This is a genomic window from Agarivorans sp. D1326, from assembly GCF_056958115.1.
This window is the reverse complement of record NZ_JBTWEN010000004.1, coordinates 448,699-474,175: the sequence shown is the minus strand read 5'-3', so window position 1 is coordinate 474,175 and position 25,477 is coordinate 448,699. Positions and strand designations below refer to the sequence as shown.

The 25,477-nt window shown below is 43.0% G+C and carries 18 protein-coding genes; 12 read left to right on the top strand and 6 right to left on the bottom strand.

Features of this window, described 5'->3' with window-relative positions; genetic code table 11:
- Positions 1-587 precede the first annotated feature (587 nt).
- Both ACYFDN_RS10845 and uvrA read right to left on the bottom strand, forming a co-directional pair.
- Positions 588-2,426 (bottom strand): PglL family O-oligosaccharyltransferase, encoded by a 1,839-nt coding sequence (locus ACYFDN_RS10845; protein ID WP_483511094.1) that lies wholly within the window; start codon positions 2,424-2,426, stop codon positions 588-590.
- Between the two features lie 96 nt (positions 2,427-2,522).
- Positions 2,523-5,357: an excinuclease ABC subunit UvrA gene (gene uvrA / locus ACYFDN_RS10840; protein ID WP_483511093.1), complete on the bottom strand. Its 2,835-nt coding sequence runs from the start codon at positions 5,355-5,357 to the stop codon at positions 2,523-2,525.
- 171 nt (positions 5,358-5,528) lie between these two features.
- Here uvrA and ACYFDN_RS10835 point away from each other — a divergent pair, with 171 nt between their 5' ends.
- Both ACYFDN_RS10835 and ACYFDN_RS10830 read left to right on the top strand, forming a co-directional pair.
- The gene (locus ACYFDN_RS10835) at positions 5,529-6,893 is read left to right on the top strand and encodes an MFS transporter (protein ID WP_483511097.1); all 1,365 of its coding nucleotides are present in this window, start codon (positions 5,529-5,531) and stop codon (positions 6,891-6,893) included.
- Positions 6,894-6,945: 52 nt separating this feature from the next.
- Positions 6,946-7,560, top strand: a complete 615-nt coding sequence (locus ACYFDN_RS10830; protein ID WP_483511091.1) for a single-stranded DNA-binding protein — start codon at positions 6,946-6,948, stop codon at positions 7,558-7,560.
- Between the two features lie 83 nt (positions 7,561-7,643).
- On the opposite strand, the gene ACYFDN_RS10825 is transcribed toward ACYFDN_RS10830, so the two are convergent.
- Positions 7,644-8,396, bottom strand: a complete 753-nt coding sequence (locus ACYFDN_RS10825) for a S1 family peptidase (protein WP_472589269.1) — start codon at positions 8,394-8,396, stop codon at positions 7,644-7,646.
- Positions 8,397-8,520: 124 nt separating this feature from the next.
- On the opposite strand from ACYFDN_RS10825, the gene ACYFDN_RS10820 reads away from it, so the two are divergent.
- The 4 genes from ACYFDN_RS10820 (at position 8,521) to ACYFDN_RS10805 (ending at position 12,901) form a co-directional block, all read left to right on the top strand.
- Complete coding sequence (locus tag ACYFDN_RS10820; protein WP_483511090.1) at positions 8,521-9,387, top strand: ThiF family adenylyltransferase; 867 nt, start codon at positions 8,521-8,523, stop codon at positions 9,385-9,387.
- 155 nt (positions 9,388-9,542) lie between these two features.
- Positions 9,543-10,445 (top strand): THxN family PEP-CTERM protein, encoded by a 903-nt coding sequence (locus ACYFDN_RS10815; RefSeq protein ID WP_016403876.1) that lies wholly within the window; start codon positions 9,543-9,545, stop codon positions 10,443-10,445.
- 428 nt (positions 10,446-10,873) lie between these two features.
- Positions 10,874-11,788, top strand: coding sequence for a THxN family PEP-CTERM protein (locus ACYFDN_RS10810; RefSeq protein WP_016403875.1), 915 nt, complete (start codon positions 10,874-10,876; stop codon positions 11,786-11,788).
- Between the two features lie 156 nt (positions 11,789-11,944).
- Positions 11,945-12,901, top strand: coding sequence for a PEP-CTERM/exosortase system-associated acyltransferase (locus tag ACYFDN_RS10805; RefSeq protein WP_016403874.1), 957 nt, complete (start codon positions 11,945-11,947; stop codon positions 12,899-12,901).
- Between the two features lie 22 nt (positions 12,902-12,923).
- Here the strand turns inward: ACYFDN_RS10805 and prsT are convergent, their stop codons facing one another.
- Positions 12,924-15,683 carry an XrtA/PEP-CTERM system TPR-repeat protein PrsT gene (prsT, locus tag ACYFDN_RS10800; protein ID WP_483511089.1) on the bottom strand — a complete coding sequence of 920 codons (2,760 nt, stop codon included), beginning with the start codon at positions 15,681-15,683 and terminating at the stop codon, positions 12,924-12,926.
- Positions 15,684-15,859: 176 nt separating this feature from the next.
- Between prsT and tviB the strand changes: the two genes are divergently transcribed.
- The 6 genes from tviB to ACYFDN_RS10770 all read left to right on the top strand — a co-directional run bounded on the left by tviB (position 15,860) and on the right by ACYFDN_RS10770 (position 22,586).
- Positions 15,860-17,128, top strand: coding sequence for a Vi polysaccharide biosynthesis UDP-N-acetylglucosamine C-6 dehydrogenase TviB (gene tviB, locus ACYFDN_RS10795; protein ID WP_483511087.1), 1,269 nt, complete (start codon positions 15,860-15,862; stop codon positions 17,126-17,128).
- Positions 17,129-17,142: 14 nt separating this feature from the next.
- Entirely contained in the window at positions 17,143-18,168 is a 1,026-nt protein-coding gene (locus tag ACYFDN_RS10790; protein WP_249483383.1) for an SDR family oxidoreductase, read from the top strand.
- Positions 18,169-18,292: 124 nt separating this feature from the next.
- Positions 18,293-19,348 carry a GNAT family N-acetyltransferase gene (locus ACYFDN_RS10785; protein ID WP_483511086.1) on the top strand — a complete coding sequence of 352 codons (1,056 nt, stop codon included), beginning with the start codon at positions 18,293-18,295 and terminating at the stop codon, positions 19,346-19,348.
- Positions 19,306-20,715 carry an O-antigen ligase family protein gene (locus ACYFDN_RS10780; protein ID WP_338623777.1) on the top strand — a complete coding sequence of 470 codons (1,410 nt, stop codon included), beginning with the start codon at positions 19,306-19,308 and terminating at the stop codon, positions 20,713-20,715. Before ACYFDN_RS10785 ends, ACYFDN_RS10780 begins: the two co-directional genes overlap by 43 nt.
- A gap of 62 nt (positions 20,716-20,777) precedes the next feature.
- Entirely contained in the window at positions 20,778-21,665 is an 888-nt protein-coding gene (locus tag ACYFDN_RS10775; RefSeq protein WP_483511084.1) for a polysaccharide pyruvyl transferase family protein, read from the top strand.
- A 21-nt stretch (positions 21,666-21,686) separates the two neighbouring features.
- Entirely contained in the window at positions 21,687-22,586 is a 900-nt protein-coding gene (locus ACYFDN_RS10770) for a glycosyltransferase family 2 protein (RefSeq protein ID WP_483511083.1), read from the top strand.
- A gap of 50 nt (positions 22,587-22,636) precedes the next feature.
- On the opposite strand, the gene ACYFDN_RS10765 is transcribed toward ACYFDN_RS10770, so the two are convergent.
- Entirely contained in the window at positions 22,637-24,082 is a 1,446-nt protein-coding gene (locus tag ACYFDN_RS10765) for a lipopolysaccharide biosynthesis protein (protein WP_483511081.1), read from the bottom strand.
- 29 nt (positions 24,083-24,111) lie between these two features.
- On the bottom strand, positions 24,112-25,314 hold the full coding sequence (locus ACYFDN_RS10760) for a hypothetical protein (RefSeq protein ID WP_483511080.1): 1,203 nt from the start codon (positions 25,312-25,314) through the stop codon (positions 24,112-24,114).
- Positions 25,315-25,477: the final 163 nt, after the last annotated feature.

Sequence of the window (25,477 nt, the reverse complement as noted above, 5' to 3'; positions counted from 1 at the left end):
TTTTTATTGCCTGCGATTTAGTCTCACCCACAAACCAAATACTCAAGCCTCAATCATTTCATCAACAGCACTAACCTAGTGCATCACAGACATCGCCCTCTTGCACATACAAAGTCGACCAGTGATTACGTTTAGCGTGTTTTTTAGCAAGGCTCGCCCGCTCGCTTAGTTCGTCGATGCTCAGCTGAGATGGTACAGTGGTATGCTGTTCTTAGTCTAAGTCTATGCAGATAGTGCTTGAGGTACTTACTCCTAAATTAATGAAATCTTTTTTCAGGTATTAGAATTGAGAGGCTTACTAGGTGTGTGGTACGGCTTATTAAAACTTTAGATTAGTAAGGGACTTTTGGAAGTGGTTTTACAACTATGCTGGGTGGGGCTGGCCAAACTCACTTCCGTTGTAGTAAGGTAGTTGAAGTAAGTAAGTGATTGTTCAGCAACTGCAGAACTAAAGAGCATGAAGCGTTGACGCAATTCTTACTAAAAAGAGATTTCGAGCTTACAACCAGTGAACTGAAGATGATTTGGGTTGAACAGAATTGCTAGTGGTGAGTAAAACTAGTTTTGCTCACCACCTACGCTTTTACTTACCTAGGCGTTTGAATCTTAATATAAGGTTTTAAACTGGGAACGTTATTTAAACTGATTTGTTCAGGGAGTTTGTGTTGTGCTTCTATAAGCATATCTACAGCAGGTTTAATATCACCAAGCTTTACCAAGGCGTTAATTTGGTGAATATACAGTTGTGGTAAAGGCTTTTTGTCAATCTCAGTTTTATTCCATAGCAAGTACTGCCGTAGTGTTTCCTCACCGCCATTAGTTGCAGAAACAAGCTTATAGGATATACGTTCAGAGTTTGGATATATGTGGTTAGCTAGTTTGTCATTAGCTTTAGCTTGCTCGTTTAAGCCGAGGGCTCGCAAAGTAACTGAGCGATTATAAAAATGTTCAGTTCTCACTTTCCTCTTTAATAGCTGTTCTGACCATACAAGATAGCCTTTAAGTTCTTCTTTGAGGTTTAAAGACAAAGCTACGTTTAACCTAAATGACATGGCGTTAAATTCATAGCGAGTTTGCAAGGGCACTGGATTGATCACTTCTTCGAGCAAAGCTGCATTTGTACTACCGGTTCGTTCAAATTGGGTGATTTTATGGATGGCCTGTAAACCAGTTGCCATGAACACGATAGTGAAGCATGGAATGAGAGCTCCAAATGTCTTTGGGGCAAATTTAGCTGGGAACGTTTTGACTATAATTTCTTCATTTCTTAGAATCTGACTGATTAATGTGCAGAATAGAATCCATAAGATCGCAGAGTGATAAAAAGGCAGTTCAGTCATGCAGTGAAGTAGACTGGGAAACAATATTGCAAAATAAAATAATCCCTTAGCCCAGCTTTGTTTAAGCATGCTCTTTATTATTAGGAAAGCTATCGCGAACAAAGCTGTGACTGGCAGAAGTCCACCTTCAACCGCCCAGTAAGCTAGTTCGTTATGGGGATGAGCTACATTAAAATGATAACCATCGATTAAGCCTTGTTGATTAAGTAACGCCTGAGCTGCATGGTAAACACCGTCATAAGCACCATAACCCCAGCCTAACAGCGGTTGCTGCTTGAACAGCTGCCAACTAACTTCAAGCATTGTTACTCTATAAGCTGTGGTTGCGCCACCTAAGGCATCTCTCGCTTCGTTAGAATTGAATAGTTCGGGAAGCATAGGCGCTAAAACTCCCAACAAAATACTAACTAGCCACCATCTAATGTGCGACAAATTTGCAGTTTTAAATAGGTAAGGAGCCATTAGCGGAAGTATAAGAAACAACGCTACTACTGTTGTTCTAGATCCTGTTAAGAAACATACCCATGTTGCTGCAAAGCTAGTTACAAGTATAAGTAAGAGCTGCCATTTTTCGTTTATAGCTTGTTGTGACAACAACCAAGCGGATATGGCTGGACCAAACAGCACAAAGGTTCCTAATACATTCGGTTGCTGAAAAATGCCGGCAGCTCTGGTTGAATTTACATTAAAGCCGACCCAATTACCCTCTGTTAATAGGTACATTTGGGTTAATGCATAAAGGCTCTCGATTAAGACTGCTGCAACAATCACGTACATCATTTGCTGCCATTGCTTTTGGCTTATATCGAGCTGAATAATGGAGAAGATAAGCAGTAAACCTGCTGCCAATCCGATTAAACGGTCTAAAGCAAAAGCGCCAAATTCAGCATTTGGATAAAACAGTGGGATCCATAAGCCAATAGCACAAATAGCTAAACCGATAAGTGTTTTGTTATAGCGCAAAGTCTGGGATTGACTCACTTTAATAAGGCCAAGGCCGATAAGAATGCTAGCAAAGCACCATACAACCAAATTAAAGGGGAGGGCTAGGCCTGTTCCACCTTGGTTGTGTTGAAAGTAGTGCATGCCTAGCAACATCATTGCAGCAAATACATAAAAAAAAGTACGCTCTAGGCTAAACTTCGATAGCATGTTACATCCTTGATAATCTGGCTTTTGGCCTTATTTTTGATTTATTAGCATTGGTTTTAAGAATCGGGCGGTATGTGAGCGCGGTTCACTAACGATATCTTCTGGGGTGCCAGCAACTAGGATCTCTCCGCCACCTTTGCCCCCTTCTGGCCCAAGATCGACAATCCAATCTGCGGTTTTAACGACATCTAGGTTGTGTTCAATCACAACAATAGTATTACCATGGTCACGTAAGCGATGAATAACCTCTAACAGCAACTCAATATCATGAAAGTGCAAGCCTGTGGTTGGTTCATCAAGAATATAAAGGGTTTGGCCAGTATCGCGCTTGCTAAGTTCGCGAGCGAGCTTAACTCGTTGAGCTTCGCCGCCCGATAAGGTAGTAGCCGACTGACCAAGCTTGATGTATGTAAGGCCAACATCAATCAATGTTTGTAGTTTTCTGGCTATGGCTGGTACAGCATCAAAGAATGGTCGAGCTTCTTCTACAGTCATTTCCAAAATTTGATGAATACTCTTGCCTTTATACTTTATCTCTAAAGTTTCACGGTTATAGCGTTTGCTTTTACATACGTCGCAGGGCACATACACATCGGGTAAAAAATGCATCTCTACTTTAATAACGCCGTCACCTTGGCAGGCTTCACAGCGGCCACCTTTTACGTTAAAGCTAAAGCGACCGGGTTTGTAACCTCTTGAACGAGCTTCTTGCGTAGCGGCGAACAGTTCACGAATAGGAGTGAAGATCCCGGTATAGGTAGCGGGGTTGGAACGCGGTGTTCTGCCGATCGGGCTTTGGTCTATATCAACCACTTTATCGAGTTTATCGAGGCCTTTTACCGATTTGTGTGGAGCGATATCTTCGCCAGCTGCACCGTTGAGCGCCTTTTGAGCAATTTTATATAAAGTATCGTTGATTAAGGTAGATTTACCGCTACCCGATACACCTGTTATACAGGTAAGCAGGCCTAGTGGGATATGCAAATCTACATTCTTGAGGTTGTTGCCACTAGCGCCGAGTAGGCTTAAGTAATCGCCTGAGCCTTCTTGTCGCTTGCTAGGTACAGCTATAGATTTACTACCAGATAAATACCGTCCAGTAAGTGAGCTTGGGGTATCAATAACTTGTTGCATTGAGCCTTGAGCAACAACTTCTCCGCCATGTACACCAGCGCCTGGGCCAATGTCTACAATATAGTCGGCAGCTCGAATGGCATCTTCATCGTGTTCTACCACAATTACGGTATTGCCCAAATCTCGCAGGTGATTGAGGGTCGCGAGTAAGCGTTCGTTATCGCGTTGGTGTAAGCCGATAGACGGTTCGTCGAGCACATACATAACACCGACTAGACCTGCGCCAATTTGACTGGCGAGTCTTATTCGCTGCGCTTCGCCGCCTGACAATGTGTCGGCACTGCGATCTAACGAAAGGTAATCGAGGCCTACGTTGATTAAAAACTTAAGCCTCTCACAAATCTCTTTTAAGATTTTGTCGGCAATTTGTGCTCGTTGGCCTGTTAGATTAAGCGCTTCAAAAAACTCCATGGCTTCGCCAATGGACTTACAGCTCACTTCCGGAAGGTTAGTACTACCAATAAATACATTGCGAGCTTCTTCTCGCAACCGGCTGCCGCCACAGCCTGGACATTCTTGGTTACTAATAAATTTTGCCAACTCTTCGCGCACCGCGTTTGATTCGGTTTCTTTATAGCGGCGACGCATATTGGGGATAATCCCTTCAAAAGGGTGTTTGCGCACGGTAACATCACCGCGATCGTTCATGTATTTGAACTCAATACTGGTGCGGCCGGAGCCATGCAAAATCACTTTTTGGTGTTTGTCGCTAAGGTCTTGAAAGGGCATATCTAAGTTAAATTCGAAATGCGCTGCCAATGACTTGAGCATTTGGTAATAGTAGAAGTTACGTTTGTCCCAACCGCGGATGGCACCGCCCGATAAACTAAGCTCAGGATTTACAATCACCTTTTTATCGTCGAAGAATTGATCCACACCTAAACCATCACAGGTTTGGCAAGCCCCCGCTGGGTTATTAAAGGAGAATATCCTTGGCTCTAGTTCGGTCATGCTGTAGCCACATATTGGGCAGGCAAAATTTGCCGAGAACAGTTGGCGAGTTTCGCCGCTGTCCATGTCAACTAAAATGGCAGTGCCTTCGGCAAGCTCTAGGGCTGTTTCAAAAGATTCGGCCAAACGTTGGGCTAAATCTTCACTGGCGCGAACTTTAAAGCGATCAATCACCACTTCAATATTATGTTTTTTGTGCAGCTCTAGCTCTGGAGGATCGCTTAAGTCACACACTTCTCCATCTATGCGTGCTCGAATGAAACCTTGTGCCGCTAAGTTTTCCAGAGTTTTTACATGTTCGCCTTTGCGGTCTCGTATTATCGGGGCTAACAACATCAGCTTGCTATTTTCTGGCTCCTCAAAAACCTTATCGACCATTTGGCTAATGGTTTGTGCAGCTAGCGGTTCGTTATGATGAGGACAGCGAGGCTCGCCGACGCGAGCGTAAAGTAAGCGCAAATAGTCGTAAATTTCGGTAATGGTTCCCACTGTAGAGCGCGGGTTGTGAGATGTTGATTTTTGCTCGATAGAAATAGCTGGTGATAAACCTTCGATATGATCAACATCGGGCTTTTCCATTAATGACAGGAACTGGCGAGCATAAGCAGAAAGAGACTCTACATAGCGTCGCTGACCTTCTGCGTAAAGTGTATCGAATGCGAGAGAAGATTTCCCAGAACCCGACAAGCCAGTGATAACAATTAGCTTATCGCGAGGGAGGGTCAGCGAAATGTTCTTAAGGTTGTGGGTGCGGGCACCACGAATATCAATACTGTCCATTGTTAGCTGTTCACTGCTGCACTAAATCGCCCAGTATTACACATAATTTATTGAAATGCGCCGTTGAAAAGCCGAGCGCTAACTTATTACTTGCTGACCATCTTGCGCTGGTTTGCGGCTTGCTGCTTGTGATAGCATTGCCGGTTCTTTAATGACGTATTTTTGATGGTTATGAACCTAGACGAACGATTAAACCCTACAGAGAAGCGCGCGGCCTATTCATTGGCTTTGTTATTTGCCTTGCGCATGGCCGGTTTGTTTATGTTAATGCCAGTATTAGTCGTTTATGGCCAAGAGCTTGTGGGCTTTTCGCCTTTATGGGTTGGTTTTGCGATTGGTGCCTATGGCTTAACCCAGGCAATGTTTCAAATCCCCATGGGTTGGTTGTCCGACAAAGTTGGCCGTAAGCCGATTATCTTCCTGGGGTTAAGTATTTTTGCGCTTGGCTCAGTAGTGGCTGCTACGGCTGATTCTATTTATGGCATCGCCTTAGGGCGTGCCTTGCAAGGCATGGGCGCTATCGCTAGCACGGTAATGGCCTTAGCTGCTGATTTAAGCCGAGAAACCCAGCGTGCGAAAGTAATGGCCTTTATTGGTGTTAGCATTGGCTTATCGTTTGCTGCCTCACTGGTTTTAGGGCCCATTCTCTCTGCTTATCTTGGCTTGTCGGGTCTGTTTTGGTTGATTGCTGTGTTATCCGTGTTCGCGATGTTTGTGGTGCAGTTTGCTGTACCAAGTGGCGATTCCAAAGCGCCTAGTGGTGAAGTAAGTGCTAACTCTAAACAGATGCTTGAGTTGCTTAAACATCCTCAGTTGCTGCGTTTAGATTGGGGGGTGTTTACCTTACACTTAGTACTTACCGCTTTATTTGTTGTAATGCCGTTTCGTTTGCTTGACGCAGGCCTAAATGCCGAAAATCATTGGCAAGTGTATTTGCCAGCTGTTCTTATTTCTTTTGTATTGATGGTGCCCTTGTTGATCATTGCAGCGAAGCGCAATCAACAGCGTGCTTTCTTCATATTTGCTATTAGTTTGTTGTTATTTGCCAACGCTTTGTTATTGATTAACGGTTCCTCGGTTTGGGTGTTGGGAGTAATTTTGGCAGTGTTTTTTGTTGGCTTTAATTATTTGGAAGCCAGTTTACCTGCGCTAATTTCTAATTTGTGCCCTCCGGGCAACAAAGGCGCTGCACTTGGTGTATTTTCTACTAGTCAGTTTTTGGGGGCATTTATAGGTGGCTCTAGTGCTGGCGTTTTGTACACGGCTGGCGGGGCAAATTTAGTAAGTTGGTTTGCGATCGCTTTATTGATTATTTGGATCGTCGTGAGTTTAGGATTGCGTGCGCAAAGTGGCATAAAAAGTTATTCATTAACGATATCATCTCCCGATCAACCTGCTAGCATTTTAGAAAAACTGCAGGTTTTACCTGGGGTTGTAGAAGCAGTTGTTATTGCAAGTGACAATACTGTTTACCTTAAAGTTAAAACAAAAGAATTTGAATTGGCTAGAGCATTGGATTTGGTGCGTGCAGCCTAGTATGATAGCGGGTCTTCCTCGCCACAACAGATAGAACATAGGAGCGATATACATGGCCACTCGGGGCATTAATAAAGTAATTTTGGTTGGTAACTTAGGACAAGATCCTGAAGTTCGTTTTATGCCAAACGGAGGGGCCGTCGCCAATATTACTATTGCAACTTCAGAAAGCTGGAGAGACAAGCAAAGTGGTGAACAAAAAGAGCGTACTGAATGGCACCGTGTAGTGTTGTTTGGCAAGTTAGCCGAAGTTGCAGGCGAGTACCTTAAGAAAGGTTCGCAAGTATACATTGAAGGTCAATTACAAACACGTAAATGGCAAGACCAAAGCGGCCAAGACCGCTACTCTACCGAAGTGGTTGTGCAGGGCTTTAATGGCGTGATGCAAATGCTAGGTGGACGTCAAGGTGGTGGCCAAGGTCAAAACATGGGCGGTGGTGCTCCGCAGCAACAAGGTAACTGGGGCGGTCAACAACAAGCTGCGCCTCAAGCAGCCCCTGCTCAGCAAGGTGGTTTCCAGCAACAAGCTCCACAGCAGCAAGCACCTCAGCAAGGTGGTTATCAGCAACAGCCTAAACCTGCTCCGGCACCTCAACAAGCTCCACAGCAGGCAACTCAGCAGTTTAATGAGCCTCCTATGGATTTTGACGATGATATCCCGTTTTAAGAACAGGATTTCTTAGAAGTGTACGAATACTAATTAAGCCCTTACTTTGAAGGGCTTTTTTGTACCTGTAAGTTTTCAAAATACTATTTCAGGCTGCTGAGAAGTTGCTTTAGATGAATTACTGGGATGGCATAGCTGATCGCGCTTGGGTCAGCCAATACGGCTTCTTTGGTCGTTTTGACGAAAACTTTATTGATGATAGCGATAACTTCGCCTGTTTCTGGGTGATAGAGGGGGCTGCCACTATTACCGGGATAGGCAGTGGCATCAAGTTGATAAATATTATAGGGTGATTTGAGACGTTTTAATTGAGCAAGGTTTAGTTCGCTGGCATTTCTCGCCGGTATAACCACGGGTGTAATACTTGAGATGATCCCGCGGTGCGTAACCGGATATAGACCTAATACAGCGCCTATTGGGAAACCCGTGAAGGCATATAGTTCCCCTTCGCGAACTTTCTGGTTTGAAAGCGTTAGCGGTTTTAGGGCTTTGCCTTCAATTTTTAGTATGGCTAAATCGTGTTGTTCAATGCTAGCCACTACGCTGGCAATACGCAGTTCTGGCGAGCGACCTTGGCCAACAAATACAACTAATTTTTCGTTCTGCTGTTGGTTTAGGCTTTTTGGGATCACATGTGCATTGGTGGCGATAAGGTGAGAGCCAACAACAAATCCGGTACCTCGCAAGCTGGCTCTAGGAGAATTTAGTTTATTGTAGGTGCCAATTCCTACAACAGACGGTTTGATTTTTTCTATAGTGTCTGCAAGTGCGCTGGAAGCTTCTACACTAAACAGAGATGAAAAAGAGGCTAGGATTACGATGAAGACGAGTTTCATACTATATTCTTCCTTGAATGACCTTTTAATCTTAATTTTTACTATGCATTAGAGCAAGTTGCTATGTTGTTCGTGGTTATATGCAGGCGAATGGATGTCGTCAATCTTATAAGGCTAACTAGTTATGAGTTTTAATTACGAAGATGCTTTTTCTCGGAATATCGGTTGGGTAACGGAAGCAGAGCAACAGGTGTTACGTGGAAAGCGTGTTGCAATGGCGGGTGCCGGGGGTGTTGGTAGTGAGCACATTGTTACCTTGGCTCGCTTGGGGGTTGGCAAGTTTCACATTTCTGATTTTGATGAATATGAAGTTCACAACTTTAATCGTCAAGCTGGCGCGTTTATGTCTACCGTTGGCCAAGACAAAGTAAAAGTAATGGAAAACATCTGCTTAGATATAAACCCTGAAGCGGAGGTGAAGTCCTTCCCTGAAGGTATTTTTGAGCACAATGTTGATGAGTTCCTTGAAGGTGTGGACGTATATGTAGATAGCCTAGACTTTTTTGCCTTGGCTGCGCGAAAGTTGGTCTTTCAAAAGTGTTTAGAGAAAAATATCCCCTTAGTTACTGCTGCACCGTTGGGTATGGGCTGTGCATTTTTGTGTTTTATGCCTGGCAGTATGAGTTACGAAGAGTATTTTCGATTTGAAGATGCTACTAGTGAAAACGAGCAATATATTAAGTTCCTAATTGGTTTATCCCCCGCTATGTTGCAGCGCCCTTATCTGGTTGACCCGAGTCGAGCCGATTTTCACGCTAAAAAAGGACCATCGATGCCTATGGCGGTGAAGATGTGTGGTGGTATAGCGGGTACGTATGTTTTAAAAATCCTACTTAATCGTGGAGATCTAATTACCGCACCTTACGGCTTGCATTTTGATGCTTATCGAAATCGATTTAAGAAAACGTGGCGACCAATGGGTAATCGTAATCCCTTGCAGCGAATGGTATTTAAGATAGCCAAAAAGATAGTTTTAAAAGAAGAAAGCTGAGCGTTTTTTATGTCAGTAAGTTTTACACATCATAATTGATTTATTTATTTTTAGCGTGTAACTATTTGTTAATATTGGTTAATTATATTTGGCCCGAGTTTTGCTTTATGCACGGTCTTTATATCTAAACGCTATTACCAAATTGGATGGGTGAAATGAACAAATTGAAACTTACTTGCTTGGCTGCAGGCCTAGGATTTGCAAGTATTTCTGCTAACGCTGAACTAATCACTGAATGGAATTACTCGAATGATGCGGGTTTTAAAGAGTGGAGTTCAAACGCTGGCCAACTAGGTATTGATACCGGCGGCGCAACAGCCGATGAGTTTGATCCTCTTTTTGGTGGTGAGTTACCTAAAAGCCTTGCATGGGGTACACCATACGGCGCTGTAAACCCTCAACTTATCAAAAGTTCACTTGAGATTGACGACGCTCAGTCTGGTCAAGTAAGTACAAGTGTAGTTGACGGTGTTGGTGCATTGGATTTCGTAACAGGTACAGGCCTTACCCATGAAAACTGGGGTGTAACTGGCAATACGTTGTCTTCAGCAGTTTTGTTTGATGGCTTGTTCCTGCAACCTCTAGCTCCTTTTGTTGGCCCAGCACTTCCTGCGCCGGTTCTTGAGTTTGATGTATTGTTTGAAGAAACGTACAACACTCCTACTAATGACACCTGTAAATACGGTGATACTAAAGTAGGTGAAGCTGGCATTAATGAAGCTGGTTGTGCTGACTTATTCACATTGGTACTAGATGACGGAGTTACGTTTACTGAAGTTGGTGATGATATCTACCTTCAGAACAGCTTCATTCTACCAATTCCTGGTTTTGACGATTACGTGTATACCTTAACTACTCGTCTTCAAGGCTTAACTGTATTAGATAACCTAGATTGTGGTCCTGACTCTACATGTATTGGTTTCTTAACTGAAGAAAACCAGAAGAACGAATTAAAGGCAGCTTTCGCTATTTCTGCTGCTCAAGTAACTGAGCCAGGTACTTTAGCTATCTTTGGTTTAGGTTTGCTAGGTTTGGCTTCTGTTCGTCGCCGCGCTTAATTAGCTGCTCTTATATAATTGCTGCTGCGCTTTCGCAGCAGCAATTTTTATTTTCTTTAAGAAACTCTCACTTCCAAAGATCAAATTCTCAATTGTAACTGTCTTGTTCGAAGGCTCAGCTTTCTCATCTACCTTTGTAGTGCTTAGCAACTTAACACCAGAATGCTGTTGTTTGTTGGTCCAAGGTAAATCGTAAATTGGATTTAGTAAGGGAAATCTTCATATATTAAGCTTTAGAACAAGGATCTTAAGGATCTTTTGCGGTGGTAAATATAATGGGTTTTTGTGTCAGTAATTTTTACATCCTATTTACTTCAATGATTTGATTATTTCTTAAGCTACTGCTTTTAAAGGTTTTTTAAAGTTGGCACCTAGATTGCTTTGTATGACTTGTATTTCGAATCGTACTGACCAAATGGATGGGTGACATGAACAAATTAAAACTTACATGCTTGGCGGCTAGCTTAGGTTTTGCAAGCATCTCTGCTAACGCTGCTCTTATCACTGACTGGGATTACCTAAACGAAGCTGGTTTCGATCAGTGGACTTCTGATGCTGGTTCAATTGACCCAACGGGTATTGATGCAACTGGCGAAACTTTAGATGATTTTGACCCACTTTTTGGTGGCGAGCTTCCTAAGTCTCTTGCTTGGGGTGACCCGTACGCTGCTGAAAACCCAGATCTTAAGAAAAGTGCTTTGAATATTGAAGATTCTAAATCAGGTACTGTGACTACCAGTGTTGTAGATGGTGTTGGTGCTTTAGCATTTTCAGAAGGTACTGGCCTTGTACACGAAAACTGGGGTGTAACTGGTGATACTCTAGTAGCAGCTACATTGTTTGATGGTTTGTTCCTTGCACCTACAGCACCTGTTGCTTTCCCATTAGCTCCAGCACCTGTACTTCAGTTCGGTGTGATTTTTGAAGAAACCTACAACACACCAACTAACAATGTTTGTAAGTACGAGCCAACTCAGTTGGTAGGACAAGCCGGTATTAACCAAGAAGGCTGTTCTGACTTATTCACTATCGTGTTGGGTCCAGATGTTACATACACAGAAGTGGGTGATGACATTTACTTAACAAATAGCTTCGTACTACCAATTCCAGGTTACGATGACTATGTATACACCCTAACTACTCGCCTACAAGGTTTAGAAGTATTAGGTGATATTGATTGTGGACCAAACGCAACTTGTATTGGCTTCCTTACAGAAGAAGATAAAACTAACGAATTGAAAGCTGGTTTCGCTATCTCTGCTGCACAAGTATCAGAGCCAGGAACATTAGCTATCTTTGGATTAGGTCTATTAGGCTTGGCAGCTGTTCGTCGCCGCGCATAATGCTTAATTAAAAGTCGCTAAGTTTTAGCATTGTACATCCAAAGCGCAGCCTAGTTCTGCGCTTTGTTTTTTCTGCAAGCCTGCCTTTTATAATTCTAAATTGTTTCTAAAATCTAAATGTTATGTTTAGAAAGTTTGAAGCTTTGAGAGCGCTTTATGATCCGAAACAAACATGTGAAAAACCTAGCAAGTATCCCTTATCTTGGGGCTGTTGTGAGAGGTGGCATTTCGTTATTGGTTAAGCGAGAAGCTAAGCTAATTGCTCAGCACTTTGCAGAGTATCTTCGCCCGGTAGTTGCTTATAAAACCGATACCGTACAAGAAGCATTTCGAATTCGTCATGACGTATACTGTGAGGAACTTAATTTTGAGCCAGTCCGTGAAAACGGTATGGAACAAGATGAGTTTGATGAATACTCTCGCTTTTGTTTAATCGAGCACAAACCTAGTACCAACTATGCAGGCTGTGTGCGAATAGTATCTCCTTCTAGTAAAGATGAGTTACTGCCCATCGAGAAGTTTTGTTCTAATGCTATTGAAGGTGCTAAATATCACCCTTCGCAATTTGCTAGAAGCGAAATTTGTGAAATATCGCGTTTAGCGGTTCGCCCACAATTCCGACGTCGTAAAGCGGATAACTTTGATGGTGCTGCCTCTGGTGCGATCAATGAGCAAACCTATTCTGAGGAAGAGTTACGTTGCTTTCCTTTTTTAGCTATTGGTTTGTATTTGTCTATTGCCGCTTTAGCTGTGCGAGCTGGCACCCATCACGCGTTTGTTATGATGGAGCCGCGTCTTGCTAGAAGTATGAGCTTTTTAGGCATTAAGTTTGAGCAGCTTGGTCCAGCTATTGAGTATCATGGCTTACGTGCGCCTTACTACATTAGTGCAGGAACACTTACACGTACGTTACCGGTAGGCTTTCAAGTCTTGATGCGTAATATTGATAAAGAGGTAGAGAAGGGTTGTCTAGCAGCAAGAAACAATGATGACAATGATGACTATATTAAAAAAATGTATTCACCGAGTTTCTATAAAAATGACTCTCCGAACATATCGTTACGAGAGAGCCATAAATGGTGTGAATCTAAAGGTTTATATTTGCCCCAATAAAGTCTTATTAGGGCTATATAGATTAATTTAGCTGAGCTTCTAGTTCAGCTTTTTTATTGGCTAACTCTGGCTCAATATTTATTAATCCATCGAGTAGCTGTTTAGCTTCTTTGGTTTGCTTATTTGCAATTAGTGCTTCTGCTAAATGCAAACCTACCTCATTACTAGCATCTTGCTTGTAACTATCTTCAAGCGCTTTAGTTGCTTCTACTATTTTCCCTGACTTAAGTAACATGTAGCCGTAGGTGTCTTTTACCTGTGGTATATCCGGCTTTAGTTCGTGGGCTTGCTTGGCGTAAGTTAAGGCTACTTCAAATTCGTTTAAGTCATGATAAACCCAAGCGAGGTTGTTCCAGGCAACAAAGTTATCTGGCTGATCTTTAATGATCGCTTGGTACTCCTCAATTGCTTGCTGCGGGTTAGCTTTCATTTGCAGTTCTGCAAGTTGCAGTTGAAGAGGTTTTGCCGCTTCGCCATGAACATCGATAGCTTGTCTAATGAAAGCAACGGCTTGCTCGATTTTATCTGCTTCTTTGTATGATTTGATTAACAGGTTGGCGGTTTGGGTACTTGGATAAGCTTCATATAGTTTATTGAAAGTGTCCGTTGCCGCAGGCCAGTTTTCTTGAACTAAATAAATGTAACCTTGCTGCTGCAAAACCGCTGGTGTGTTCATTTGATTTGCATCAAGGTTGTTTAGGGCATCTTGGCTGGCTACGGCATCACCCGCTTTTAGCTGCAATACAGAATGAACAAACAGTAAACGTTGGTTGTTTTTATATAGTTTTACTGCTCTATTGCTTAAGGCTACGGCTTCTTTCAAGTTACCAGAAGATTCTAAGATGTTGATGTTCTTAACATACGCCGGTAGCGAGAGAGGAGAGTTTTCTAGCCAAGCTTGATAACTTAAAATGGCCTTCTCTTGATTATCTGTTTCTAGGTACAAATCACCGATCAATTGCCAAACTCTGTCTTCGCGGGTTAAAGCATCAATTTGCTCAAAAGATTCAATGGCTTTCGGAAACTCTCGGGTAAATAAAAAGTATCGGCCTAACTGTTCTTTCAACAATGAAGAATCTGGAGCTTCGGCAAGTTGTTTATCAAGAAGTGCCTTTACCTCCTCAGTCTTTTCTATTTGAGAAGCGTGACTCATTAGAAACTCAAAAACACGTAAGTTTTCAGGCTGCTCGGTTTTAACCTCGTAGGTTATCTCATAGGCCTTTTCTACTTCGCCTTTTTGCACATAAACCGATGAGCTAAATAGTTTTGCTGCTAGGTCATCAGGTTGGTCTTTCAATATTGATTGATAAGCTGCGAGTGCTTCGTCGTAGCGCTCTTGCTGCTCAAGAATGGCACCTTTAAATAGTTTTACACTTTGATCTTCTGGGTGAGCATCTATCCAGCTATCCAGAGACTTTAGCACTTCATCAGCTTTTCCTTGGCGGAAGTAATGAGTTTGTAAACCTAAAAATGCTTGGGCATGAGCAGGATCTTCGGCTAGCACCTCTTCTAATATGCTAATTCCATCTAAATCATTTTGTTTAAGCTTCAGTAAACCCAATTTAGCTTTTTCTGATAAGCCTCCTGAACTTGCTGCTTTTTCGGCAATTTGTACTGCTTCTTCGGTGCGGCCTAAACGGTTGAGCTGCATGCTCACTGTGCTTAAGAAGTCGCTGTCTTGGCCCTCAGCAACCGATGCTTGGTTAAGCTGATTGAAGGCGTTGTCTAATTGGCCAATCCTAAACTGAGTAGTTACGTATAAACGTTGTGCCAGGGCATTCTGAGGATCTTTAGTAATTACTCTCTCTAGTTGAGTTAAGGCTTGTTCGTACTTTTGTAATTTGTAAGCAGAGATACCTGCAACAATTTGGGTAGCGGTGTTATGAGAACCACTTTGCAAGGCTTTAGTTGATAAGGTAAATGCATTCTCAAAATCTTCATCTTGAAAACGTACATAAGCTTTAAGTTGATTGCTAAGCATGTGGTTTGGTGCGATTCTCAAAATACTGTCTAAGTATTTCTCCGCTTCGCTAAATTGCTTATTTTTTACCAAAGCCTGTGCTAAATACAAAGTGAACTGAGCAGCATCTGGGGCCAGTTCCACTGCTTTGCTGTATGACTCTACTGCTACTTCTGTGTCATTAGACATAGACGCAAGGTGGCCTTTTAGCAGCCATACATCGGTATTGTCTGGTACTTCTTGGCTTAGCTGTTCCAGTGTTTCGTTGGCAGCCCCAAATTGTTGGTCTGCTGCTGAGATACTGGCCTTTACCATCCGCGAGTAGGTACCTTCAAAGCCAAGCTCTTGGGCCTGGTTTAAGGTGGTTTTAGCCGGATCAAATTGACCATTTCTAAATAGCGAAAGGGCGTGAATTGCCAGTAATTCGGTTTCTAGCTCGGCCTCAAAAGGTCTATTTTGAGTAATCAATTCGCCTATTTTTTCAGGTTCATTTTGATTTAAATAGGTTCTAGCTAGTAGGGGAATGAGTTGCTGTTTTTCAGCGTTTAAGTCTAAGGCTCTAAGTAGCTCTTTTTCTGCTGCTGGATAGTTACCACGTTCTAGGTAAATTTCACCCAAATTCAAGCGTGCCTGTGCCAATGAGGCATCTTTTTTTATGGCATTTTTTAGTTCGATGATTGCAGCGTTCTGATCATTTTTTGCTAAGTATTCGGTAGCCTTAGATAAGTGCTGTTCTGCGGTGTCCCCACCACAGGCAGTTAATGCGATGGTTAAGGCACTAACTGCCAGAATTTTCTTCATTCCAAACCTATGATTACTCATATTATTCCCTGTTTGTTGGATTGATAAATCACATTAAAATAATACAGCTTAATTAACCCGATGTCTTACTTTGTAGCGTGTTTTGTTTTTATGTGGATTTTGACCCTTACTTTCTGTTCCAATATGCGGTTTAATTAGCATTAGAAAACTGTTTTCAAATTTAAATGGATGTATACATGGACGTGAGTATTGCCGTAATTGGTTTAGGTTATGTTGGCCTGCCGTTGGCTGTAGAGTTTGCTAAAAAACGCAGTGTGGTTGGTTTTGATATTAATCAAGGACGAGTGACTGAGCTTCAGCAAGGTGAAGACCTTACCCAAGAGGTTAGTAATCAAGAGCTAAAAGACGTTGCTGGCAATATGTCTTACAGCTGCAACATTGAAGATTTAGCAAAATGTAACGTGTTCATTGTGACCGTTCCTACTCCAATTACTGAGCATAAACAGCCAGATCTAACACCTTTGGTACGCGCCAGCGAAACAGTTGCCAAAGTACTTAAACCTAATGACATTGTTATTTACGAATCTACGGTGTATCCAGGTGCTACTGAAGAGCAATGTGTGCCTGTTTTAGAGAAGAACTCGGGCCTTAAGTTTAATAGTGATTTTTATGTTGGTTACAGCCCTGAACGTATCAATCCGGGCGATAAGACTCACCGTGTTTCTACGATTAAAAAAATCACCTCTGGCTCAACCCCAGAAATCGCGACTATCGTCGATGATCTTTACGCTGAAATCGTGGTAGTGGGTACCCACAAAGCTAGTAGCATTAAGGTGGCAGAAGCGGCTAAAGTTATTGAAAATACTCAGCGTGATGTAAATATCGCGCTTATTAACGAATTAGCGCTCATCTTTAATCGCTTAGATATTGATACCGAAGCAGTACTAGAAGCCGCCGGCACTAAGTGGAACTTTTTACCATTCCGCCCTGGCTTAGTTGGTGGTCACTGTATTGGTGTCGACCCTTACTACTTAACGCATAAAGCTGAGTCTATTGGTTACCGCCCGGAAGTGATTCTTGCAGGTCGAAGAATTAACGACAATATGGGTCGTTATGTTGTATCACAGTGTATTAAGTCAATGGTGAAACGTAATATCTCGGTAGTAGAAAGTAAGATTTTGATTTTAGGTTTAACCTTTAAAGAAAACTGCCCTGATATTCGAAATACCAAAGTTATCGATATTGTTCACGAGCTTGCAGATTACGGTGTTCAAGTCGACACTTACGACCCATGGGCAGACAAAGATGAATGTCATGAAGAGTACGGTATTGATTTAGTAGAAAGCCCACAGGCTGGTAATTACGACGCAATCATTTTAGCCGTTGCTCACCAGCAGTTTAAAGATATGTCAGTAGAACAAATACGTGCCTTTGGTAAAAAAGACCACGTACTTTACGATCTTAAATATCTATTGCCAGTTGGCGCCAGTGATTTGCGTTTGTAATGGGGACTGATACCGTGCAGCGTTTTCAACAAGTGTGTGAGCAACTAAAAGCCGAACCTAAAGTGTGGGCAATTACCGGTGTGGCGGGTTTTATTGGCTCTAACTTATTAGAAGCCTTATTAAAGTTAAACCAAAAGGTAGTTGGTTTAGATAACTTTGCCACTGGGCATCAGCATAACTTAGACGAAGTTAAAGGTTTGGTAAGTGAGCAACAATGGCAGCAATTTCGCTTTGTAGAAGGCGACATTCGAGACCAAGCAACTTGTCAGGAGTTTTTATCTGGTGCTGATTTTGTGTTGCACCAAGCAGCCCTTGGCTCGGTTCCTCGCTCGATAAATGACCCTATTACCACCAATGAAGTAAACATTTCTGGTTACTTGAATATGTTGCAGGCAGCTAAAGAGCAACAGGTATCTGCCTTTGTTTATGCCGCGTCTAGTTCAACTTATGGCGATCACCCAGATTTACCTAAAGTAGAAGATAAAATTGGCAATCCCTTATCGCCTTATGCCGTGACCAAGTATGTTAACGAGCTCTATAGTTCAGTATTTCAACGTACTTACAATTTCCCATCTATTGGTTTGCGTTACTTTAACGTGTTTGGTCCTCGCCAGGATCCAAATGGCGCATATGCGGCGGTTATTCCTAAGTGGACAGCGGCACTGATTGACGAAGAACAGGTATTCATTAATGGCGATGGTGAAACCAGCAGAGATTTTTGCTTCATTGACAATGTAGTGCAAATGAACATTTTGGCTGCAACTGCCGGTTTAGAAAGCAGTGAAGTATTCAATGTAGCCCTGAATGACCAAACCAGCTTAACTCAGCTCTATGACTTACTGTGTGAAAACCTATCTAAGTACGGGGTTGTGCGCTCTGCCAAGCCGGAGTATCGCGATTTTCGGGCTGGTGATGTACGTCATTCGCGCGCTGACATTAGTAAGGCTGAGCAATTGTTGGGTTATGCGCCAGAGTTCACTATTGGTCAGGGCTTAGCTATCGCCATGCCTTGGTATATTGAGCAATCTAAAGCGAACTAAAGCTGTAGATTGACAGCGCTGAAGATCTTTTTAAGGAAGAAAAGATAAGTAGTGGAAACCAGCAGTAAGCTTGATGCTGGTTTCTTTATTTTAGCCATTTGCTGAGGTTGTTTAGCATATCTAAATGAGAGATGCCGATACTTTACAGTGGCGTGAAATTCGCTCACTAGACCAACTTGTAGCTATACAAGAACAGTGGCAGGCCCTTAGTCAGTTATGCCAAGCAGACATGTTTAACTGTCCTAGTTGGTTAGTACATTGGACTAATCAGTTTTGGGATAAGCACTGTGAGCTTTATTGTATGGCTGGGTTTGCCAATGAAAAGCTGGTGGTATTAGCGCCTTTTTACACACGGCGCAGCGCTAAGCTGTTGGGGATAAAGCAGCTGTTTTTACTTGGTCAGGGGGAGCCTGAGCACGCGGAGGTAGCATCTGAATACCCTGATGTACTGCTAAATCAAGACTATCAGGCAGAGGCCTTAAAGGTTTTGTTAGCGTGGCTGTCTAAGATTAGCTTTGATGTGTTTGTTGCTCGCGCGGTAATAGAGCATAGCTTTTTGCATCAGCTGCTTAACAGCGTGCCTAACATTCAGCTTGCCGAGGCTCGTCGTTATTCTTTAGAAGTAAAGCCGTGGTCTATAAAGCAGCTTAGCCGTAATGCTCGCTCGCAGTGGCGCAGAGCCGATAAAGCTTTAGCTGAGAAAGGGGCAGAGTTTAGATGGTTAACAAGCTCTGAAATTGAACAGTATTGGCCAAGCTTGGTGGCGTTTCATCAGGCGAGGTGGCAAAAAAAAGGCAAGCTTGGTGCATTTTCCGATCAGCGTTTTAGCCAATTTCATCAGCAGTTTCGCCAGCAGCACCCTGATTCAGTCGCTATGAGTGGTGTGTTTATTAAGCAGCAACCTTTAGCATTAAACTTCTATTTGCTAGAACAGCAGCAGTTACATTTTTATCAATCTGGCTGGGATGAAAAACAGTTTTCGCAATGTTCACCCGGATTCGCACTTCATGTATGGAGTATTTTAAACAGCAAAGCTGTGCTTTATGACTTTATGATGGGCGCCACCGCGCAAAGCTATAAAGCAAAGTTTTCATGTGACGAAACCAACTTGGTTAATCTGTCGCTGATTAATTCCCCATGGAGGGTAAGACTATTCAAGCTCGTCGACAAAATCCTTTAGCGGCAGACGTAACACCGCTAGGTAGAAGGCCTTTACCTATTAAGGAAAAAACAGCACCTTTGGCCTTCTTTTTCCTTTGCCTATACAGCATTGCGGTGCTGATTCGGCCGCATGAATTTTCGCTATCAACGGCTAATTTCATCATCATTAAGGTATTTGCGATTCTTTCCTTTGGCTTTACTTTGATTACCTTAAGACCAATAAAGCTGCAGCCTCAACACTATTTGTTACTGGGCTTAGTGCCATTGATTATGATGTCGGCATTTTTAAATGGTTGGGGCACCGGGGGGATTTTTCAGGCGCAACGCCTATTTGTAAGCTCCATTATTCCTTTTTTCCTTTACAGCGCGTTAATCGCTACCCCAGGTAGGCAGCGCTTACTCATGTATATATGCATCGCTGCAGCCTTGGTGATGGTATACAACGGACATATTCAACAAGCCTCATTTAACGGAAAGTATGGCATTGGCATTGGCGATAGTATTACTGTTGGCCGTGAAGAGATGCGCATCACTTACCTCGGATTCTTTAGTGACCCTAACGATTTAGGTATGTTCTTGGTAATGAATATGCCTTTTGTCGCTTACTTTTTTGGTCGAGGTGGTGCGGTTGTAAAAATAGCAATGCTGGCTATTTTAGTGGCGTTTGGCTACGGCGTATATATGACCGGGTCTCGGGGCACATTGCTGGGCTCTGTTGCAGTAATTGGTCTGTATTTCCTCATTAGTAATGCTGGTGCGCGGCTTATTTTATTTGCATGTTTAAGCGCGCCAATTGCTGCTACCTTATTGGCATCGTTTGGTGGCTTATCTTCGACAGAGTCCTCTGCTGCTGGGCGCTTAGACGCTTGGTACGATGGCATTCAAATGCTTATCCATAACCCTGTTTTTGGGGTAGGTATGGGTAACTTTATGGATCATCACGGCAAAGTGGCCCATAACTCCTATGTGCATGTGGCAGCGGAATTAGGTGTACCTGGCTACAGCCTGTGGGGCGGTGCGCTAATTCTTAATATGCTGGTGGGTTACGCGATCTTGAAGCGATTCAATCGTTATCCCAACGATGATGATCCGCAAGACTTAGAAGTGAGTGAAGAGAAATCAGAACAGTACAAAGAAGAAGCTAACCTGAATAAAGCGTTATTTTATTCGATGATTGGTTTTATGGTGACAGCCTTTTTCTTAAGTCGTCAGTTCACTCTGCTGATGTTTATTTTTATGGGGATGCAAACCGCTAGTCATTTACGCTTGATGAAGTTGCGCCCAGATTTAGAAGAAATGTTTTCAGCCAAAATGGTTTGGCGATGTATGGGTTATAGCTGGGCGGTAATCGTTGCTGTTTACATGACCTTAAAGGTTGGTTTATAGCCACCACAAATTGAATAACTCGGCTGAACACGGCCGAAGGCAAAGGATTAACTAGGTTAAAAATGCAATTATTTTACTACAAGGATGAAGTGGGCAATTTTGGTGATGACCTTAACCCATGGTTATGGCCCAAGTTACTTCCTGACTTTTTTAATGACGATTCTTCAGAGTTGCTAGTGGGCATTGGTACTTTGTTGAACCACCGGTTACCCAATGACAAAACCTTACACATTGTTGGCTCTGGTGTGGGCTATGGTCAACTGCCAGCGGTTACCGATAAGTGGAAGGTTCACGCTGTTCGTGGACCATACAGTGCTAAAGCTTTAGATCTTGACCCTAGTACCGTTGTGACAGATTCAGCCTTATTACTGCGCAATGTGATGGAGCCGACTCATAAAGAAAGCGGTGATATTGGCTTTATGCCGCATTACTTGAGTTGTCGTAGTGCCGACTGGGAGAATATTGCCGAAGCTTGTGGCTTTAGGTTTATTTCTCCTGAGTGGTCGGTAGACAAGGTGTTTGCAGAGATGGCGCAATGCCGATTGATGCTAACAGAAGCGATGCACGGTGCTATTGTTGCCGATGCGCTACGCCTTCCTTGGAAGGCGGTTATCTTGGGTGACCATGTCAATCAGGTTAAATGGCAGGATTGGCTATCAACGGTGGATATGCAGTATCAACCGGAAAGTGTGCCTAACTATTTTTATAGTGCAGGCATGAGCTCGGTTAATGCCATTAAAGATGAAGTGAAGCGGCAACTACAAAGTGTCGGTTTTGGCAAAAGTTGGTATAAACCCAAGCCGCGCAACTCGAGCGCTAAGGTTCGTTCTGAAGTTTGTTCTCAACTGAGTGCTATTGCTAATAGCGCCCAAGGGGAGTTAAGTGGTGAGGCTATCCAGAACCAGTTGATTCTTAGACTTAATCAAAGCTTAGACGCTTTACAGGCGTAGCTAATCAGGAGGGTATAAGCGATGACAGTTGCAGTCAGCATTATCATTCCTGCCTATAACTCAGCGGCTTTTATCGACAAAGCCATCGAGTCTATCTTGGCGCAAAGCTTTGATGACTATGAGATTATTGTTGTAGATGATGGTTCTAAAGATGATACCGTTGCGAGCTTGGAAAAGTATCAGGCAAAGATACAGTTAATTAGCCAGCAAAATGGTGGCGCGTCTAAGGCAAGAAATACCGGTATTCAAGCGGCAACAGGAGAGTTTGTTGCCTTTCTCGATTCTGATGACTTATGGCGTCCACAGAAGTTGATGGATCAAGTTAACGCTATGCGTGCACAGCCTGACTGGGTGGCCTGTTATACCGAGACATCCTACAAGGCTGATGAAGAAACCCTCAACCAACAAAGTGAGCAAGCTCCGGAGCTAGTCTCTAAGGACTTACAGCAAGTCTTTTTACATCCTTATTTGGTGACATCTTCATTTATGGTACGCCGAGAGGTGCTTAATAAGGTGGGGTTGTTTGATGAAAGCTTAAAAACCGCTGAGGATATCGACCTGTACCTACGGATTGCAGAGCAAGGGCTAATCGGTTTATTGCAAAAAAGCTTAGTGTGGAAAGCCGATATAGAGGGAAGCTTAGGCAGTTTGTTATCCTCTTATCAAGACAACCTTGATGTTGTAGATGCGTTCTTAGCACGGCAAGGTAGTAACAGCACTAGTTGGGGTGATCTGGTTGGTAAAGTGAAGGCCAAGATCTACCTAGATTGGGGGAAAGACTTGTTATGGGATGAGCAATGCTTTGCTGCCTTTAAAGCTTTGTCACAGTCTTTAAGCTTGAAGTTTTCTGGTGCTACCGTTTGGCTAATGATAAAAGCGCTTATTAAAGCCGCGCTGAGCCCGCTGCGGGGCTCGAAGTAACATACGCCAAGCTTGGTCTGTTGTACTTAACCGCAGAAGTGCAACAGACTTTAGCCGTTACGTTTAAGCATGCTAAGCACTTCTTTAATCGAAGCCCTATCTAAAAGCAGCATCAAGCCCAAGTAAGTTATCCCACCCAAAATGATTTGTAGCAGCAACGCCACTACGATGTCTGCTTCAATAAATGATTTAGCGCCATAAACTACCGCAAACATTGCTGCGCCCGACAACATTGGGGCTAACAGCAACTTAACAAATTGGCTGAATTGCGTATTTAAGGTTTGGCTATTTCGCCAAGCCACGATTAAGTAGGCAATCGGAAATCCACACAACCACGCTAAAGCTAAGCCGGTTGCACCATAGCGAGCTGCGACCATTATGCTTATAAACATGATCACCACCATAAAGCATAAGTTCACCAGCATGTGGTTCACTTTCTTTAAGCTTTTTAGTGCGGGGTTAAATAACTCTTCACTGAAGCGAAGTGGCATAATCATCAACATAATAGTGGTTGGAATTACTGCGCCTAACCATTTTTCGCCGAGTAGCAGCGGAATCACCAAATCGGTGACTGAAGCCAAGCCCCAAAAAATGGGCAAGGTTAAGCTAATGCATAAACGCTGTGCCTTCAGCACATAGTTGGCGATGAGCTTTGGTTGATCTTGTATTTGAGAAAATGCAGGGAAGGCCACTTGTCGAAGTAAGGGCATGATTTTCTTCTGCGGCATTAGCGCTACTTGCAAGCCAATGGCATACAGGCCTACCTCGGTTGGTGTCATTATCCTACCGGCAATCGCTACATCCATATGCATGAATACATAAAACAATACCGATTGAATAGACAACATACCGCCAAATTTAAGCATGGCGGTTATATCGTTTATCTTAAAGCTAGGTAGAAAATCAATCGGTTTGGCAGCAAAGGTCAGCGCGGCTCGCAAGCCAATAAAGATTATCTCGCCAATGACCAAAGACCAAAATCCATAGCCTAAATAAGCCATCACTAAGGTTGACACTGCCGCTACGATATTAGAGATAGCGGCAATAATCGATACTCGCTTAAACTCCATGTTCTTAGCTAGCAAGGCGGCGGGAATCACCTCTAAAGCTAAGATAATAAAACACCAAGCATTCACTTTTAAAATTTGGCTTACTATGTCTGATTTATAGTAACTGCCGGCCACATCAGCTAAAGAATACTGCAGTGCGAAAAAGCCAAGGTGGCTAATAATAATAGCGCCAAATAACTGCTTTAAACTTTGTTTAGTTAAGTTCTTTTCTTGAATAATTGACGAAGCGAATAAGGAGCCTAGCAATAAGTTAAGAAAACCAAACAGTACGTCCGACATAGCAACCAGGCCATAGTCGTCTGGGCTTAATAAGCGAATAACCCAAAAAGTCATAGCCCAGCGCAGTATTTGGGTAACAATTTTCCCCATGGCTACCCATTTTAAGGAAGATAGAACTTGATTTTTTAGCTTGGAATCTTTGGTCATGTTAAGGCTTTTGGCTCGAGAGGAACAAATTAGTGGTATTGCTTGGGGTGATATAAACCTAAGCTAGACAACAGTTTTTTTAGCTGGTTTTTAAATAGCAAAAAGACTTTGGCCGGTGAACGCCTGAGGAACAACATAGTGGCCGAAAGGTAGTGATGAGCAGCAAAGCGATATCCCTGCTGTTTAGCCCAAATCACTATTTCTTTTAGCAGCGGGTCCTTGCTAATTAGAACTTCATTAATGAATGCTTGCTTGTGTTGCTGGTAAACCTCTAAATCAAAGTTGTCTTTATATAGCTCAAGTTTACCGGCCAAATCTAAGGTCAGCAGGGTGCGTAAACACTTATCGCAGTGTGAGCAATTGCCCGCTCTATCACCTTTCACGCAAACATCTAATACTTTGTATGAATCTGGGTTGCTACTAATACGCAGGGTTTTTTCTACGCGCGAGTGCTCGCTACCCACCGAGTGACATTGCAAGCTTTCAGTAGCCAAGAGCGGCATACTAAAAGCGTCGCTATATGCCATGTCGTAGCTCTCGCCAACAAATAAATCTTGATAGCTGTAGGCGGATGAATATAAAAAGTGGCCAATGAATTGTTGAAACAACATCGGGATAGCGGCATTTCGCAGAGTGTGAGTTAACTGAAAATCCAAACTACGGCCATAGAAGTCATTCATATTTGAGTTAACAGTAATGAACGGAAGCTGCCAAGTATCGGCTGTTTCTTTTAATTGTTGGTAGCGTTCGCGAAATAGGCGTTCTTCTCCCGGCCCGTGAGAACCCACATTATTGTAAAGTAGATGAGTAATCTTGAGCGCTTTAGGAGGGCTATCTGAAAAGTAGTCGGTAATGGTGCAAAACGAATCTACGCCCGCAGAAAAGCCAGTGATAACGCCGGTAGCTGACGAGCTTTGTGTATTGCAGTGCTCGGCGGTAATGTTCACTCGCTGCAAATAAGGAATGGTTTGGGTCAGTATAGTTTGGTAAGCGCCATTTAAACTAAATAGTAAACGCTCAGACACGCTACCTCTAACATGAATGTTTTCATTGGCTAACATTGCTGGAAGTAATAAAGCCATTAAGGCTGTGTCACTGCTACTCGACAGTTCTTGTTGGGCAAGGTTATCAACTTCAAACCAAAGTTGTTGATGACTTCCTTTTAGGTCGAAGTCCACTTGATAAACAAGCGCACTGCCTTTCGCCACAATAGTAACTGGACCGATGTCCATATCGCGTTTTCCTTAACACTACATCACCAAGCTCAATGCTGATTAGGCTAACGTATAAAACAACAAATTAGTAGTAATCTTGGCGTTTAAATTCACGCCTGTTTAGCGTTACTATAATGCCTAAGTAAAAGGAATTGCTCGATTAATGGAAGACCTCGCCAAC